Source organism: Metabacillus litoralis (assembly GCF_020524045.1).
Taxonomy (GTDB): Bacteria; Bacillota; Bacilli; order Bacillales; family Bacillaceae; genus Metabacillus; species Metabacillus litoralis_C.
Genome location: NZ_JAIVKL010000013.1, coordinates 37,436 through 54,122 on the forward strand (window position 1 = coordinate 37,436; position 16,687 = coordinate 54,122).

At 31.5% G+C, this 16,687-nt stretch carries 17 protein-coding genes; 14 read left to right on the top strand and 3 right to left on the bottom strand.

The features are described from left to right. Window positions 1-597 precede the first annotated feature (597 nt). The 9 genes from LC076_RS17275 (at window position 598) to LC076_RS17315 (ending at window position 8,229) form a co-directional block, all read left to right on the top strand. Window positions 598-1,329, top strand: coding sequence for an HNH endonuclease (locus LC076_RS17275; RefSeq protein ID WP_226670330.1), 732 nt, complete (start codon window positions 598-600; stop codon window positions 1,327-1,329). Between the two features lie 353 nt (window positions 1,330-1,682). After that, entirely contained in the window at window positions 1,683-3,182 is a 1,500-nt protein-coding gene (locus LC076_RS17280; protein WP_226670331.1) for a zinc-ribbon domain-containing protein, read from the top strand. A gap of 80 nt (window positions 3,183-3,262) precedes the next feature. Next, window positions 3,263-3,562 carry a DUF6979 family protein gene (locus tag LC076_RS17285; RefSeq protein ID WP_226670332.1) on the top strand — a complete coding sequence of 100 codons (300 nt, stop codon included), beginning with the start codon at window positions 3,263-3,265 and terminating at the stop codon, window positions 3,560-3,562. 198 nt (window positions 3,563-3,760) lie between these two features. After that, entirely contained in the window at window positions 3,761-3,970 is a 210-nt protein-coding gene (locus LC076_RS17290) for a hypothetical protein (RefSeq protein WP_226670333.1), read from the top strand. Beyond that, the gene (locus tag LC076_RS17295; protein WP_226670334.1) at window positions 3,967-4,938 is read left to right on the top strand and encodes a hypothetical protein; all 972 of its coding nucleotides are present in this window, start codon (window positions 3,967-3,969) and stop codon (window positions 4,936-4,938) included. The genes LC076_RS17290 and LC076_RS17295 overlap by 4 nt, the downstream gene beginning before the upstream one ends. Continuing rightward, the gene (locus tag LC076_RS17300; protein WP_226670335.1) at window positions 4,931-5,404 is read left to right on the top strand and encodes a hypothetical protein; all 474 of its coding nucleotides are present in this window, start codon (window positions 4,931-4,933) and stop codon (window positions 5,402-5,404) included. Before LC076_RS17295 ends, LC076_RS17300 begins: the two co-directional genes overlap by 8 nt. 86 nt (window positions 5,405-5,490) lie before the next feature. Then, on the top strand, window positions 5,491-7,434 hold the full coding sequence (locus LC076_RS17305) for a hypothetical protein (RefSeq protein ID WP_226670336.1): 1,944 nt from the start codon (window positions 5,491-5,493) through the stop codon (window positions 7,432-7,434). A gap of 295 nt (window positions 7,435-7,729) precedes the next feature. Then, on the top strand, window positions 7,730-7,921 hold the full coding sequence (locus LC076_RS17310) for an HNH endonuclease family protein (RefSeq protein WP_264191590.1): 192 nt from the start codon (window positions 7,730-7,732) through the stop codon (window positions 7,919-7,921). Next, window positions 7,906-8,229, top strand: coding sequence for a hypothetical protein (locus LC076_RS17315; protein WP_226670337.1), 324 nt, complete (start codon window positions 7,906-7,908; stop codon window positions 8,227-8,229). The genes LC076_RS17310 and LC076_RS17315 overlap by 16 nt, the downstream gene beginning before the upstream one ends. Window positions 8,230-8,475: 246 nt before the next feature. Here LC076_RS17315 and LC076_RS17320 read toward each other — a convergent pair whose 3' ends face one another. Further along, window positions 8,476-8,907: a hypothetical protein gene (locus tag LC076_RS17320; RefSeq protein WP_226670338.1), complete on the bottom strand. Its 432-nt coding sequence runs from the start codon at window positions 8,905-8,907 to the stop codon at window positions 8,476-8,478. A 40-nt stretch (window positions 8,908-8,947) separates the two neighbouring features. After that, window positions 8,948-9,205 carry a hypothetical protein gene (locus tag LC076_RS17325; protein ID WP_226670339.1) on the bottom strand — a complete coding sequence of 86 codons (258 nt, stop codon included), beginning with the start codon at window positions 9,203-9,205 and terminating at the stop codon, window positions 8,948-8,950. Between the two features lie 262 nt (window positions 9,206-9,467). Here LC076_RS17325 and LC076_RS17330 point away from each other — a divergent pair, with 262 nt between their 5' ends. The 5 genes from LC076_RS17330 to LC076_RS17350 all read left to right on the top strand — a co-directional run bounded on the left by LC076_RS17330 (window position 9,468) and on the right by LC076_RS17350 (window position 15,455). Continuing rightward, complete coding sequence (locus LC076_RS17330) at window positions 9,468-9,854, top strand: hypothetical protein (protein WP_226670340.1); 387 nt, start codon at window positions 9,468-9,470, stop codon at window positions 9,852-9,854. Window positions 9,855-10,092: 238 nt separating this feature from the next. After that, the gene (locus LC076_RS17335) at window positions 10,093-11,412 is read left to right on the top strand and encodes a TniQ family protein (protein ID WP_226670341.1); all 1,320 of its coding nucleotides are present in this window, start codon (window positions 10,093-10,095) and stop codon (window positions 11,410-11,412) included. Window positions 11,413-11,508: 96 nt separating this feature from the next. Further along, complete coding sequence (locus tag LC076_RS17340) at window positions 11,509-13,719, top strand: TnsA endonuclease N-terminal domain-containing protein (protein WP_226670342.1); 2,211 nt, start codon at window positions 11,509-11,511, stop codon at window positions 13,717-13,719. A 225-nt stretch (window positions 13,720-13,944) separates the two neighbouring features. Next, window positions 13,945-14,685: a creatininase family protein gene (locus tag LC076_RS17345; protein ID WP_226670343.1), complete on the top strand. Its 741-nt coding sequence runs from the start codon at window positions 13,945-13,947 to the stop codon at window positions 14,683-14,685. 209 nt (window positions 14,686-14,894) lie between these two features. Continuing rightward, on the top strand, window positions 14,895-15,455 hold the full coding sequence (locus LC076_RS17350; protein ID WP_226670344.1) for an NUDIX hydrolase: 561 nt from the start codon (window positions 14,895-14,897) through the stop codon (window positions 15,453-15,455). A 127-nt stretch (window positions 15,456-15,582) separates the two neighbouring features. Here the strand turns inward: LC076_RS17350 and LC076_RS17355 are convergent, their stop codons facing one another. Continuing rightward, on the bottom strand, window positions 15,583-16,605 hold the full coding sequence (locus tag LC076_RS17355) for an IS1595 family transposase (RefSeq protein WP_226670345.1): 1,023 nt from the start codon (window positions 16,603-16,605) through the stop codon (window positions 15,583-15,585). Window positions 16,606-16,687: the final 82 nt, after the last annotated feature.

A 16,687-nucleotide genomic window follows, 5' to 3' on the forward strand; every position in this document is an offset into this window, starting at 1 on the left:
ATTGACTCAAAGATTCATACTATCTTGTTAAATGACACAAATGTCCATATGGCCATGTTAAAAATAATTCGGATATTTCCAGCACGTTGTTTTGATAAAAGCTAATAATTCTTATGGAATTTGAATAAAATCAGTAAAGTATAAGATTGTGTCATTTTTGTAGGTAGTTTTGTGTCAACCGTCAAAATGAGAGGGAGGAAACTCCCTATTATCTTAAAGATTTAACTTCGTGTAAAATATCTATTAACACAACTAAATAAAAGTAGTTAAAACGTCTCGAACCCTTGATATTAATGGAGTGGAGCCGTTTTTTTATTTACTCGGGAACTAAAAGATAAGTGTTATTAACACGTCTTGGGAACGAAACCCTAATTTAATCTTTTTCTCCCTCAGCCGTAAAGTACTTATCAAAAATTTCTATTATTTGAAGAGTCTTTATGATTTTTTTTGGGGGTTTATTTATTTGTTAATTCCATTATATTATGAGGATCTTTTTGATCTGAAATTAATTTTATAAGTTTAGTTATAGATTTTAAGAAGCTTCCTAAAAGGGAAGCTTCTTTTTTTGAACAAAATAGCATTAGGGGGAAGAACAGGATGATATATGAATTTAATGATGGATATAAATATTATTATGATAAAAATGTTGGAGATTATGTAGAGGTTTTAGAAGAGATGTATTATGTTGATTTTTGTGAGAGTGATGCATTAAATGAGAGTAAAGAAATTACAGAGAATTTTCTAGAAAATCAGTATGGATGCTATTTTGATAATGAGGACGATTGTTACACCGAAGAGGATTATTCTGAAATTGATTGTATTTCTTTCAATGAGGAGATATACGTTGATAAAGAATTAGATAATTTCACCAGTCATTTCAAAATGGAGTATGTGAGTGTTTATGAAAAACAAGTCTTTAAGAACATGTTATCAGACTCCAGCGAAGAAACGATAGAACACATTATGGAGAATGAGGAATTGGCTAAACTTAAGATTAATTGTGAAGGATCAATTGAAATGAGACAAGCTTTTATTAAAGTAAGAAAGGCAAATCGTACGACAGTGGATTCCTTAAAAGAATACTATAATTTTTGTTGTCAAATATGCGGGGAAAATCATTTTGATAAATATAATGTGAACATTGTTGAAGCACATCATATTGAACCTTTCTCTGAAACACAGAATCATGATCCGAGTAACATTATAATTTTATGTCCTAATCACCATAGAATTGTTCATCGTACAAACGCTGTTTTTGATAGAGAAAGAGAGGTGTTTATATATGAAAATGGTTTCAGGGAAAAATTAAATATTAATAAACATTTATAGAGTATTAGCATTAGAAAATGTGTGAATAGTTAATTTGGACAATTTGGAAAAACCTCTATTTTTTGCTTTTTAAATTATAACAATAAAATCTAAAGACACTATGATTGAAGCGTAATAACTAAAATAAATAGGTTAAGGCGATGGGTATTCCTTAAATTCACAATATTGATTAATATCTAGAATATTTTATAGGTACTAATTATTTTGTCCTAATTCTATTAGACCAAACTTTGAAAAATGTAATATAATTGAACAAACATTTTAAAATTCATAAAGACCTTTCTTGGGTTTGTAGCTTATTTTACAGTCAGAAAACAGAAAAGGACAGAGGTGTTTGTCTTTAAGGAGTTACTATGAAAAATACAAAGCCTTTTATTTCTCAGTTACGACCAGATCTAATAGAAGAATGGCATACTTCGAATAAAGATACCCCTAATAATGTAAGAGCTGGGTCAGGAAAAAATATTGTTTGGTGTTGTAAGGAATGTAAACATGTTTGGAGAACTACCGCTAATCTCCGTGCGCTTAGAAATACTGGGTGCCCAAAATGTAATGAAAGGTATAATGTCGGATTTCCAGAATTGGCAATTTTCTATTACATAAAGCAGGTTTTTAAAGATGGACTATTAAATGCACATATAGATGGAATTGATAAATTTAAGTCTGTAGATATTTTTATTCCTTCCCTTAAGCTCGTTATTGAATACGACGGAGGACATACTCATAGAAATAAGAAAGATATTGATATTGAAAAAAGCAAGCTAATAATTGATAAGGGATATGAATTAATAAGAATAAGAGATAATGGCTTACCCCCTCTTAAAATTGAAGATTTGCAAGAATATCTTTACGAACGTACATCGAATAAAACAATCGGAAAAATGATTGTTCATCTATTATCTATGATTGATAGAAAGTATGAAGGATTTACTACTGAAATAGAAAAAGTAAAAAAAGATATCAATGTTGACGTGGATAATATACCAATTCTTGCTCAAATCCCAGCTATTATTGAAAAAGAAAACCTTTTGGAGAAATGTCCTAAAATAGAGAAGGTTTGGGATTATGGAAAGAATTTCCCTTTAGTTCCTGAAAATTTCAAGCAATATTCTAATTTTAAAGCATGGTTTATCTGTGAGTATGAACACTCGACATTAGCACAAATTGGTAGCAAAGCCCAAGGTCACGGATGTAATGTATGTAGTGGTAAAGTTGCTATGGAAGAATATAACTTTGAATTATTATTCCCCGAGCTCGCAAAAGAGTGGCATTATGAACTAAATAGAAACGTTACACCTGATTTATATTTACCTTATTCAAACGAAAGGGTGTTTTGGAATTGCCCAAAATGTAATTCTTCTTACGATAAAAAAATTAATGATCGTACTGGTGGTGGCGAAGGATGCCCATATTGTGCAGGTAAAAGGGTGAACGAAACAAATTGCCTTGCTACTACGCACCCTCACCTTGCAAAAGAGTGGGACTATAATAAGAATGGGGATTTGACACCTCAACAAGTAACAAAGGGAGCGCATGATAAAGTTTATTGGGTATGTGAAAAAGGTCATAGTTATCCATCTGTTATTTATGCACGCACGGACGGGAAGTGTTGTCCCGATTGCTATGAATTATTTGGACGTTACAAACCTAAAAAAGTAAAGCCAGAGAATTCATTAGCAATAAAAAAACCCGAGATTGCAAAACAATGGCATCCAACCAAAAATGGCGATGTTTGTCCAGACCAAGTAGGCGCATACGCAAGAAAAGAATATTGGTGGTTATGTGATAAGGGGCATTCTTGGGAAATAGCTCCAAATAGTAGAAATAGTCCCAAGTGTAAATTTTGCAAGTAAATTAGATTAAGAGCAATGGTCTAAACCAATGTCAAGAGTAAATGAATAAGAGCTAAGTTTACTACCGGGAGGAAATTTGTATGAGCAAGTATGGTCAAGCTGCTGTAAAAGCTGTTGAATTAATTAATTCTAAAGTTGTAGAATCACCAATTAAAGCATGGGAAAGATCAACTGCTGAATTGTTTGGATCAGGCTCTTGGGGGCAAAAAAAGGTGTGTCCAAAAAATGCTTTTCTTGGTTTATGTGAAGAAGGATTAGTTAAGAATATTCCCCGGGGTATCTATAACTCTAGGGAGACATCTAAGAATAAGGATTATGCTATTAATGCGGTGAATATAGTTCGAGAACACCCCAACCTACTTAATGATATTAATAAGTGAATAGCGGTGATAAAATAACCCACTGAGTTAGCGAATTGTTTTTGATAAAGCTACTTGGTGGTGTTTTTTATTCAAGAGAAGTATCGGAAAATATGGTAAGATAAGACATATATTTTCTAAGATATTATTGTACCCTCTTGTAATTAGTATTCTTAGAGAATGGGTAGTTTAAATTTAATCTTTGAAGAGGGGATCATTATGGTTGATATGATATCAGATGATCAATCTTATTACTTTGTAGATAAAGAAATAGTGATTGTAAATCATAAAAATCTTTTAAATCTAGCAATCGTTAGATACATAGATTCAGTTAAAGAATTTGTCGTAGATATTAATTTCATTGAAACAAAGCCAAGTAAAGAAAAGTATATTTCTATTAATGATATAGCCAGGGAGAGAAACAAATGATTCTTGATTTTTTAGATTCTTCATTAGATGGGGATAGTTGGGAAGTTCTATGTATATCTTGTTATAAAATGAGATATCAAAGGGAGCATTTTATAGAGGTACCAGCACAACACAAGGGTGATGGCGGTATTGAAGGATTTACACGTTCTGGAGTTGTCATTCAATGTTATTGCCCAGAAGATATGAATTATTCGAATGATGATTTATATTCACACCAACGAACTAAGGTTACCAATGATATAGCGAAATTTATAGATAAAAAAAACGCTGAAGTGTTAAAGAGTTTAGGACTACCTCCCATTAAAGAATGGCATTTTGTTATTCCAGAATATAAAGATAAAAGAATTGTTCAACATATCACCACAAAAACTGAACTTGTAAGACAAACCAGGGAAAGTAATCCAGAATTCTATGATTATATTTCTGATGATTTTGTAATAATCATAAAAACAGCAGAGGATTTTAGAATTGAACTTACAAGAATTTTAAGGAGTAATTTAACAGATACAAAACTAAGTTTTGCTATTTTGCAAGATGCATCGGCTGATTGGTCTGGCTGTCCAAGTGAAAAGGTTGAAAATGTTAAAAGAAAACTAATTGCGATAAACCCAGAGTTTAAAACCGATAATGATAATTTGAATTTATTATTGGATATGTATATGTCAGCGTATATATCAGGGATCGAGCTCATGGAACGATTAGGAGAAGGATTTCCTGATATCAGAAAGGATATCCTAGACTTAGCAAGCCAATATAAAAGACATGTTGCTTCAAGAACACTGTTGAATAGAGACAGGTCAATAAATGCTGAATTATTTAATGAAATATCCGATGATTTTGAAAAGAAGCTCACAACAGAGTTTAAACATATAAGTAGTGCTTCCATTATGAATTTAAAAATGGATTTAATTGCAGGATGGCTTGCAGATTGTTCAATGGAATTTAAAGGAGAAATAAAAATTGGGTAATGAAGATTACATCTTAACGGATTATATCGTTTTCGAATCGAAGCCTGATGCAGTCCCCTATCACTATAGGTTGAGCTATAAAATAGCACTTGCTTGTTTAATTTTAGGATTGTCATGTGGTAGAAGTGGCTGTTCACTGTCAAAACTACACCTAATTATAGTGTCAATGTATTCTGAAAAGGAAAAGGACAACTTGTTAAAGTATGTAAATGGGGAAAGTAATCGATATTTAGTACTAAGATATGATCCTACAATTAATAAAACAGTTGATTTCATGTTAGCTGACAAAATAATGTTTCAACAAGGGAATGGATTGTTTCGGTTAACAGTTTCAGGAAAAAGTCTTCTCGAAAAAATATTGGACGATGAAAGCCTATTAGTGAATGAAAAGGAATTTTTAAATAAATTATCAAATAAGCTTACGGAAGATTTAATAGATAAGTTAAAAAGCACATTATTGGGGTGAAATAGTTGATACGTATTGGGAGAGTAAGAGTTGAAATAATTACGAAAAATAATGTTATAGGCTTTGATGATACATTTGATCAACAAATGAATATTATTTGTAGTGAAAAGAACACTTCTGGAAAAAGCTCAATTATTTCAAGTGTATATTATGGCTTAGGTTTAGAGGAAATCATTGGTGGAAAAGGCCATAATGTATTAAGTTCAGCTTTTAAAACCAAAGTTGAATATGAAGGAGAGCTGGATGTTTTAGAGTCAAAAGTATTTCTTGAGATATCAAATGGTAGCGAGGATGTTACTATTTTAAGAGCAGCAAAAATGAAAAACAGGAATTCTAATTTAATGACTATCTTTTATTCAAAGATGGATCGAATTCATGATAAAGTAACTATTAGTGAAGATATGTATGTCCATTCACAAAATTCAGCTACAAGTAATAAAGGTTTCTTTACATTTTTGGAAGCCTTTTTAGGGTTAGATTTACCTAGTGTTCCAAGTACAGATGATAAAGAAAGAAAGTTGTATTTACAACTAATTTTTTCTAGTATGTTAATAGAACAAAAGAGAGGTTGGTCTGATCTTTTTTCTGGGATGCCGCACTTTGGAATTCGGGAACCCAAGAAACGAGTAATTGAATATCTATTAAATATGGATACTCTAAAAAATGAAAAGATAAGGCATAGGTTAAAAATAAAAGAAAGTAGAATTGTTGAAAAGTGGAAGCAAGTTTTTCATGAAACAGATAAAAACATAAGGAATATGGGCCTAATGCTTAAGGGAGTAAATGAGAACGTTGAGATTTTAGAAGATCCTGATCAGCTTATTAAGGTTATTTATCAAGATGATGACCGGACTCTGACACTAGATGAATACATTGAAATGAAAAGAAATGAGCTTCAAAGCCTGATTAAAGTAAAGCCTAAAGAAATTGATAATTTCCATGAATTAAAAAAGGAACTTAGACAAATAGAAGAAGATGTTATAGAGCATGAAGAAAAAATTAAACAATTGAAAATTAACGTAAATAATGAAAGATCAAGTTTAGATAGATTATTAAATAGCCTGAATTTAATTCAAACAGACATTACTAACAACCACGATGCTAAAAAACTGCGGAACCTAGGATCAAAAGAAGGCTTTAATTCTTTTAAAGACATTTGTCCAACTTGTAATCAACCAATATCGGATACATTGCTAGTAAGTCAGAATGTAGCAGATGTAATGAGTATTGATGATAACATTAAACATTTAAAATCTCAGGAAAAATTATTTGAGTTTGCTATAGAGCAGAAGAAAACAAATATAAAAAATATTGAAAGTAACATTAGTATTTTAGAAAATACAGTATCAAAACTGTATCGACTTTCAAGAGTTACTAGAAATGATATCTTTGCCATTGATGGTTCGGTTTCAGAAAGTACTATTTATAAAAAGGTAGAGTTAAATAAAACAATAGAGGAATTAGAAAAAGTAAAAACAGATATAGAGGAGACCAAAGAGGAATTTAAGCAATTGTCAGATGTTTGGAAACAATATCTTGCAGATTTAAATAAATTGCCTGAAAATAAGTTTACTAATTTAGACGAAAGAAAAATTAAATCGCTAAGAGATAACTTTGTTTCAAACCTTAAAGTATTTGGGTATAGGAGTTCTTCTGATATTAATAAAGTAATGATATCGAAGGATACATATATGCCTACAATAGAGAACTTCGATTTAAAATTTGATTCATCGGCTAGTGACCATATTAGAAGGATTTGGGCATTTACTATAGCACTAGTACAGACTTCTAATGAATTGAACGGGAATCATCCGGGAATTCTAATATTTGATGAACCGGGTCAGCATAGTATAGTAGTTGAGGATATGGAAGCTTTCTTAGATAGTTTAAAAATATTGGCAGCTAAGACTCAAGTAATTGTAGGAATAACGATCAAGGAAACTGATACCCGAGAGGTGATATTCAAGAAAATTTCAGAGGGTTGTAAAGGAATTATAATTAAAGATAGAGCATTTAATAAATTGAGCTAACTTTTTCAACATCAATCTCCCGCAGTTGGACACATATTGCGAATAAGAACAAAACAAAGTCATTTGCTACGCAGTACTAATAAACTTTGCAGAAAACTTTCATATGAGGCGGTCACTCTTTTAGGGTGATCGTTTTGTCGTATTAGACTCTTACTATGCAGCAACGATTTCTGCTTTTTGGAAAAAATGAACAAATAACCCATGTTTCTGAACGAGATTATTATTAATTCCAATTCAAGGGATTATTAATTTAGAACATATACTTCCTATTACACCAGCGGAGAATAGTCAGTGGTTGAAAAACTTTACTGATGAAGAACAAAGAAATAAATCAGTTCGTAAGATAGGAAATATAACAGTGTTATTAAATCGTTTAAATTCGAGAATAAAAAATAGTGATTTTTCAAATAAGAAATCGGCATATTTAGAAAGTGCCATCCCACAAAATAAAATTTTAGGAAATCAACCCGAATGGAAAAATATATAATCTTTTCAAACAAGTTTGGGCTAAATAATTCTATAAGCTACAATTTGTTATCTTTCTTTTTTCCAAAAAGTGGTTTCGGTAAATTCGCTGTCTTAATGGCAACGGAGAAAATAATGTTGATTATAGCTCCTTACGATACAATTAGATTAAGAATGAAACCAAATACTTTTAAAACAGAGCGTATAGAAGAAAGTTTTGTGAAAAATGGAAATTATTTTAGGGTTATGGAAGACTTTAATCTTGGCTTATGGGACTTAATGAAGAATGAAAATAACCTAATGGTTCACAAATTCTTCTTCAAAAATTAAGGGGAAGAAAAGATTTAGGATTTATTGATCCTCTGTCATCCTCAAATGACAAATGCAAGTAAGATGTGCACTGATAATAAACTCATTTAGGGATATTTGTGTGATTCAACTTTGAAGCGTGGTCTCCCACGGTTAGGCTTATTTAGAGATAGAGAGATGGGGGGGCTTAGAAATAAGGGTTAATTTCGGAACCAAATGAGGTAATAAAAGGAGAGAAGAATATTTTAATATCTTCTCTCTTACTAATTACCCTTTATCTTCTTTTATTTGCTGTTTTTTTATCTGTTTAATTTTTGGAATAGCATCCTTTAGAGCATTTGACAGTGCTGTTAAGAAAAATACAGCGAATGTAATTGTATCATTTAAGTTAACTTCAACCTTTTCCTTTGAAAGGACATACGGTAAGAAAATTACTGATAGTAATGCAACTCCAAAAGCAATATATCCCATTCTTTCAATTTCTTTATCTGGATTATCCTTTTCGTTAGATTCTTGTATTGTAGAAAAGAAATCAACAAAAAAATATAACCCTGTACCTATTGCAACTGCTGTAACCATACCAGCCTGTCTCTGTACCAACCAAACGAAAAAAGTACAAAGGATTGTTAAAGCAAATAGAAAGTGCCCTGATAAAAATATTGCCCACTTTATATCATCTTTTAAGAATTTTCTTGCCACAAGAAATTCCCCCCTAGTAACACCCCTTTTAATTTGCTAATTACCATTCAAATACCTGATTCGATACTAAACGATAATTACCAACACCTATTTTTTTATCCAAATAGTTTTTGATTTCCGTAATGACCACTGCTTGTGGTTCAGTAGATTGAACCACATTACCATTTACAGTAGTATTATTTTCGTTTAAGATGTTTGACTCAGAAATCACCTTAATAACGACTGGTAATACATTTGTAGTAATATCTGTTACAATGCCATTTGTTGTGCATAATGTACCCACATTAATTGTACTCATTCTTTTACCTCCTCTCTACGAAGTCGATATTTTGAACCCATTGGCTCTCTTTGACCATTCCTGACCTATTTGTATAATAAAACATTAGTTAAAAATGGTCAAACAAAAACACTCCAAAATTTTCCTGAATCCGACTAATTAATAATTCAGCATTTTCGTTAATACTTTCAATCATTTTATTAAGGCTTTTATTATTCACAAAATTGTCGAAAGGTGAAATCATTCTTCCTAAACGATGGTTTTGTTAGGAGGGATGTTTTACGTGAAAATATTAACGGTTCCAAGTGCAAAAAAAGAAATTAGACGACTGCAAAACTTTATTAACCTAGTTCATTCATACGAGGCAAACAGTTTGGAAAAATGGATTATAAAGGAATACGCATACACCAGTAGTATTAGGGAAAGAGTTATAAGTGGAACCAAAAGAAGAATCACTTCAAATGGAATTGAACTAGAGAGTGAATATGTAAAAAATGTTTTTGCTGCTAAACCCAAGGATGTATTACATTCACTAGTACGAACTAACTATAGGGCGAAGATTGAACCTAATTATGGAATAAATAATATCTTGGTGTTTTATGATAGTGATAATGAAAAGATACAAAATAGATTGTATGAAGTATTGCAAAAATTAGATACTCCAGAATAAAACTGAACAAAGAGCACCGTACACAGTGAGCTTTTTATTACACAGTACAAATATACTGTTCAATAGAAAACAATATTTCTCAATTTGGAGCGATTACGTAACGTCTGGAGTCTTCAAAAATTATAAAAGGGTTGTTAGTCATGAACAATAGACTAATGACCTTTTTTGTTTTTACTAATAAATATCATTTTAATTGCTAAAAATATCCTTAAAATCAGAATAGGGGATAAATATAGCAATGTTTACTGAACTATACGCAAATTTTTCACGTAGTAGTTTATACAGTTTGGAACCAATTGGTGTTGGTACACCTTATGTTGAATCATTAAGTGGTTATTTTTCTCGACTGGCCAGCCATCATTCAAACAGTACAGGTGATCTATTAGCAAAAAAACTCGTACCACTTTTAAATAAGTTGTATTTATCAAATCAAGCCTATAAAGGAGGTGAAGGTCTTTATAAATCATCAAATGGTATAAATGGTCTCGGGACACTTGCTGAAGATTTTTCAAATATCCTGCAAAGTCTAACTTTAAGGGATGATTTAAAATCGCTGACATTGTTAAAGTGGTCAAACATAGTTCCAACAAGAGGGTTGTTAAGAGTACATAGGGCTTGGTGTCCAACTTGCTATTTAGAAGATAAGGAAAATCATTTTGAAATATATGAACGTTTAGTTTGGAATTTCCAACTTGTGGAAGTTTGTTCAAAGCATAATCAACATTTATCATTTATATGTCCTTATTGTGATAAAACCAATCCGATTCTATCTAGGAAATCTAGACCAGGATATTGCTCAATCTGCGAAAATTGGTTAGGTGAAAAATTACAGACTGGAAACCAGTTAATTGAAATGCAACAGAAAGATATTTTTATTAGATTGATTAATGACTTGTTATCTAAAAATCATGTTATTGAAGATAAACCAAACAGGTCTCTTATATCAGAATCACTGAATTTTTATTTGAAAGAATGCTTTGAAGATTCAAATTCATTGATGTGTAGAGACTTAAATGTGCCAAAATCAACACTCAAGGGTTGGTGTATTGGGGGAAGTTTACCTCAAATTAAATCACTTTTAGAAATATGTATTTATCTAGGTGTTAACATTTCCGAGTTTTTATTAAGGACAGAGGTGCGCATAAATCAGGAAAGCAATGATGATATAAAAGTAAAAAGTAAAAGCGAAAGGAAAAGATATGATCACAAAAAAATCACGAAATATCTTTCTGACATAATTGATAATGAAGTATCAATTTCAATAAACAAAGTAGCAGAAGCCATAGGTTGTGACAGAAAGCTCCTTTACCGTCTGTATCAAATAGAATGTAAAAAAATCAAGGAAATCAATGATAGATTTTTAATTAATGAGAAAAGTAAAAGAGATAAGAAGAAGTTAAAAGAAGTTGAAGACGCATTTAATCAATTGATAACAAATAACGAATACCCAAGTAGAAGGAAAATGGAAAACATTGTTGGTGAGGGTGTACTTCGAGAAAAGTTACTACAAGAAAAATGGAGAGCTTTAAAGAAAAATTGTTTTATTAATTCTTGTTAATTTAATGTTTACGAACTTCTCTCAGAGAATTAGCTTTATCTATATATTGATTAACAGCCAATAAAAATTATCCATATATTGAAGGTGAATTCGAGTTTGTTGTCGAAATATGCAGTTGACAAACAAATGCATGTTCTTGGAGGAGATGACGAATTGATTAGAAATATAGAATCTTTTTTAAAGTCAAAAGGATTTGAAGAAGAGACAATTACCTATTTGAAAAGAATTCGTGAATCAGAGCCAGCTAGGCGCGTTAAAAGTAACGGTAAAAATGTTTCAGGTACATATCCAAGTAAGAAAATGGGGTTATCAATTCAGTTTGAAAGTCGGACATTAGAATTACCAGCTATTTTTGAAAAAGAACACAATCCAAACGTTTTAGAATATTATGACCAACCGCCTTCATTTAAAATATCATATATGCTAAACGGGAAAAACCAAGCACATCTTTACACCGCAGATTTTTTTGTGATTCGTGAGGATTGGATAGGTTGGGAAGAATGGAAAACAGAAGATGATATATTAAAATTATCTATTAAGTCTCCTGAAAGATATCAACTTGATGAAAATGGATTGTGGAGATGTCCCCCCGCTGAAGAACATGCAGAGAAGTATGGTTTGTCATTTAAAGTTAAAATCTCGAAAGATCTTAATTTGAACTTTGTACGGAATATTAGGTTTTTAGAGGACTATTTATTAAGCAGTAACTTATCTGTTGATGAAAATATCAAAGAAAATATATGTAATAACATTAGTGAGAGACCAGGAATTACAATTAGAGATTTTTTAAATCAAAAAAATGAATTTAAGGCTGATGATTTATACACTTCTTTGATATTAGGAAATATTTATACAGATATTGAAAATGAGACTATACCAGATCTTTCTGCGAAACTTTACATTAGTAAAGAGTATAAACAAGCATTAATGAATATTGTTTCATCATCAACGTTACCCAATACAGAAATGTCTATTTCTTTTAAAGTATGTCATGGTGAAAAAATATTATGGGATGGAATCGTTTGGAAGATATTAAATGTAGGTGAGACATCAGTTAACCTGATAAATGAAGTTAAAGAAACAATTGATGTACCAGTTGCTACATTTGAATATTTGCTAAAAGAGGGGAAAGTAAGTGGCATTTCTAAAACTGAGTCTGATAATAACGAACTAGAAATATTGAAAAACGCAAGTCCATTTCAATTGGAAAATGCCAATTTCAAATATAGTCTTATTCGTGCTTATCGAAATGGAGATACGGAAAAATATAAGGATGAAGTTACAGAAAGAACTATACAAAATTGGTTAAGAAAATACAAAGCAGCAGAGAAAAAGTATGGGAATGGGTTCATCGGATTGATATCCGAAGAAAATAAAAAAGGAAATAGAGTAAAAAGAATTAATGATGATGTGCAAATTATAATGGATACATTTATAAAAGAAAAGTATGAAAATATAAAGCAAACAAGTATGATGAAAGTTTTTCTTCAATTCCAACAAGAATGTAAGCAGCAAGGTTATGAGCCACCTAGTTATTATACTTTTACAAAAAACGTGAAAAAAACTCCCAAATACGATCGAGTTAAAAGTAGAAAAGGTTCTAAAGCTGCTTATGCAAGCGGTGAATTTATTTATGAATTGTGGGAAGAAACTCCAAGACACGGGGATAGGATTTTTGAAATCTGTCATTTAGATCATACTGAATTAGATATAGAGCTAAGATGTTCCATTACAGATAAAAACCTAGGGCGACCTTGGGGGACATTTTTAGTAGATGCCTTTTCAAGGAGGTTATTAGCTATATATATTTCATTCGATCCTCCAAGTTACCGTAGTTGTATGATGGTTTTAAGGGAATGTGTAAAAAGATACTCTAGATTTCCTAGTACAATTGTTGTTGATGGTGGGAAGGAGTTTGAAAGTGTATATTTTGAAACGCTTCTTACTAGAAATCGTTGTTTAAAAGTAAGAAGACCAAGTGCAAAAGCAAGGTTTGGAAATGTTGTCGAGAGATTATTTGGGACAACAAATAAAATGTTTATTAATAACTTAACTGGTAATACACAAATTATGAAAAATGTAAGACAAGTTACCAAAGAAGTTAATCCTAAAAACAATTCGATATGGAAATTAGAAAATTTCGGTGAGTTATTAAATGAATGGGCGTATAAAATTTATGATCAAACTGATCATACAGGCTTAGGGGTTTCACCATATGATATGTATGAACAAAGTATCAAGACTGGTGGAGCTAGAGAAGTAACGAGAGTAGTGTACGACGAAACTTTTAAAATTTGGCTATGTTAAAGATAAAGGTTGATTTTAAGTAAAATGGTTTGGTAACAGCTACCCTACATCTAATAAAATTAAATTAACTTAAACTGGATATTTATGTTAAAATAAATACAATATTGTGAAGGTTTACACTTAAACTAACGGTGCAGAATAGTTCAATAAATGTATGTTAAAGGTAAAGAAATATCTCTTATATTTATTTAAAATAGTGGTATGAGATATTAGGGGGAAAACATAGTGACAATAGAATATGGAAAACTAACATTTTTAGAGATTAGGGAAAAAGCTGAAGCAGGATATATGGCGATTGTTCCAACTGGTTGTACAGAACAACAAGGACCACATACAACTGTCGATTTAGACACTTGGTTAGCAACGGAATTGACAATAGAAGCAGCGACAGTAGCGTATGAAAAGTATGAAGTTAAATCTCTCGTTTTACCTACAATTCCATTTGGACCGACACCAGAGCACCGAAATTACAAATATGGTTTTATTGATATACCTCAAAATGTTTATGAAGATTTAATATATTCTGTTCTCAGTTCTTTAGCAGACCAAGGGTTTAAGCAAATACTGATTTTCCGTGGTTGTGGAGGTCATTATTTAAATAGTGTAACTGATAAATTCAATAAAGATTATGAAGGAAGTGCAAGTGTAACTATTCCTCAACATCCGTATTACGAAGTTTGGTGTAAACACGCAGACCCTGAAATTCCAGCAGGGCATTCAGACAGCTTTACTACATCTTTAGCTATGTATAAACATCCAGAAAGAGTAAGAGAAGATAAAATATTTAACCCTCATAGTAGTGAACCAGATTGGGAAGACCCTAATCTTGATTTCTCTAAATACTCTGAAACGGGAGTAATCGGTGACCCTACTTATGCAAATACTGAACTCGGCAAAAAATTGTGGAATGATACGGTTGATGCTGTTGCTGTTTCTTTAAAAGAAGTTATTTCAATAGGAGTTTAACAAATGTAATATGTCTCATTCTTCAACTAACGGGTAGCGAGTGTTAAATAAGAACATCAGTCGCTTTTTCACTAACGGAGCATTCCTTCTTCAAGGGGTGCTTTTTTCTATGCCAACAAATAGGAAATTAATGTTAAACTAAAGGTCAAGATTGTTTAATAACAAATGATAAGATTATTAAAAAGCGTAAAAAATTTTGGAGGCTAACTATGGAAAAATGGAAATGGCTAAAATCAGAGTATTTGCATAAAAGCCCTTTCGGGAATATTAGAAAAGATAGTTGTCAACTTCCGAATGGTATAGTGATTGATGATTATTATGTCAATGAATATTCTGATTGGGTAAATTCGGTTGTAATAACAAAAGAAAACCAAATTGTACTGGTTGAACAATATCGTTATGCAGGGGAAGATTTTTTCTTAGAAGTCCCTGCTGGAAAAAAGGAAGGAAATGAAACAGACGAAGAAGGGTTAATTAGAGAAGTAAAGGAAGAGACAGGTTACACTTCTTTGAGAAGTCCTATTTTCTTGGGTGAATTTATGATAAATCCAGCAACACAAAACAATAAAGTAAAGACATTTCTAATCCTGGAAGCATTCAAGGCGTATGAGCAAGACTTAGATGATACAGAAGAGATAAATGTTAAGTTATTTGATTTTGATAATTTAGGAAATCAAATAATTACAAATAAAATTAAAACACAGCTATTTACTGCAAATGCTTATTTTATGGCAAAAAATTTTATGGCAGAAAATCTTGTGAAGGAGTAAGAATTCTTATTAAGCTAAAGGAGTGCTTTAGTAAAAATGTACATCAAAATACATTGAGCTTGGAGATGCATTTCCTAGCTCATTTTTATGTGTATTTTTTATTCCAAAAAAACGAATATATAAGCACTTAGAATGCGTAGTCTCTCAGTCTTAAATTATCGGCGGTTTCCCAAGTTCCATGAACACTTGCCAAGATAAGCATTTGTTTTTTCTTGCTCAAATCACTTTCCATTTTTCTATTATCCATGAATTGAAACCACACTAAATAGAGTTGTAAATACTTCGTAGAAACACCATTAAAACGGCTTATCCATTTCTTTAAACGGGAATGGTAATTATTAATATTATTGAGGTGATAGATGCCTTTCTTTACATATTCTTTCTTACTGCTGTTTATGATGACATGCTCCACATCGTTACTAGATGTATAAGATTTGTAAGAATTGTGAGCATCAGAAATAAGCACCGTATCACTCTTAAAATGAGATGTAAGGGTGGTATCAATCTGTTCCATTAGAATTCTACCTGTACCGACTAGCTTTGAAAGTGTAGTTTTGTTTCTGTCTCTAGCTACTAAGACACAGACTTGTTCATTAGATATACCTCTTTTGGTAGCAGAACCTCCGCGTTTTCTTGGTTTGCGATTTGGAATAACCCTTTGTCCTTTATGGCTTTCTAAGAAATATGTTTCATCTACTTCTACTAATCCTTCAAATATACCGATATTTCCTTTTGCGAGAGCAGACAACACTTTATGCCTCCAGTAAAAAGCAGTTACGTGAGTGATACCAATTTTTAAAGCTGTTTCACGAAGTGAGAGACCATTCAACATACACTCAATAAATGGAATCCATTTTTCTGCCTTTTTGGAACGATACATAGGGGAATTGGTCAAATCACTGCTTAATTTATAACAGTCTTTGCACTTATAACGTTGGCGACCATCTCGTTTACCATAACGAATTACTGATGTACTTCCACAATGCCGACAATGAAAACCATGAGAAAACTTTCTCTCTCTCAATTCACCAATTAAAGCTCCTTGTTGAGAAGCAGAAACTGAGAAATGGCGAGTTAAAAAATCAAAAATGGATTCTTTATCCCTATCGTTTAAAGAAGAAATATCAGCTATTATGTTTGCTAAACTCATTCGAATTGCCCCTTTTGTATTTTATAAAGACAGGTTACCACAAAAGATGATGATTTATTCAAAAACAACCAATAACTTTAAC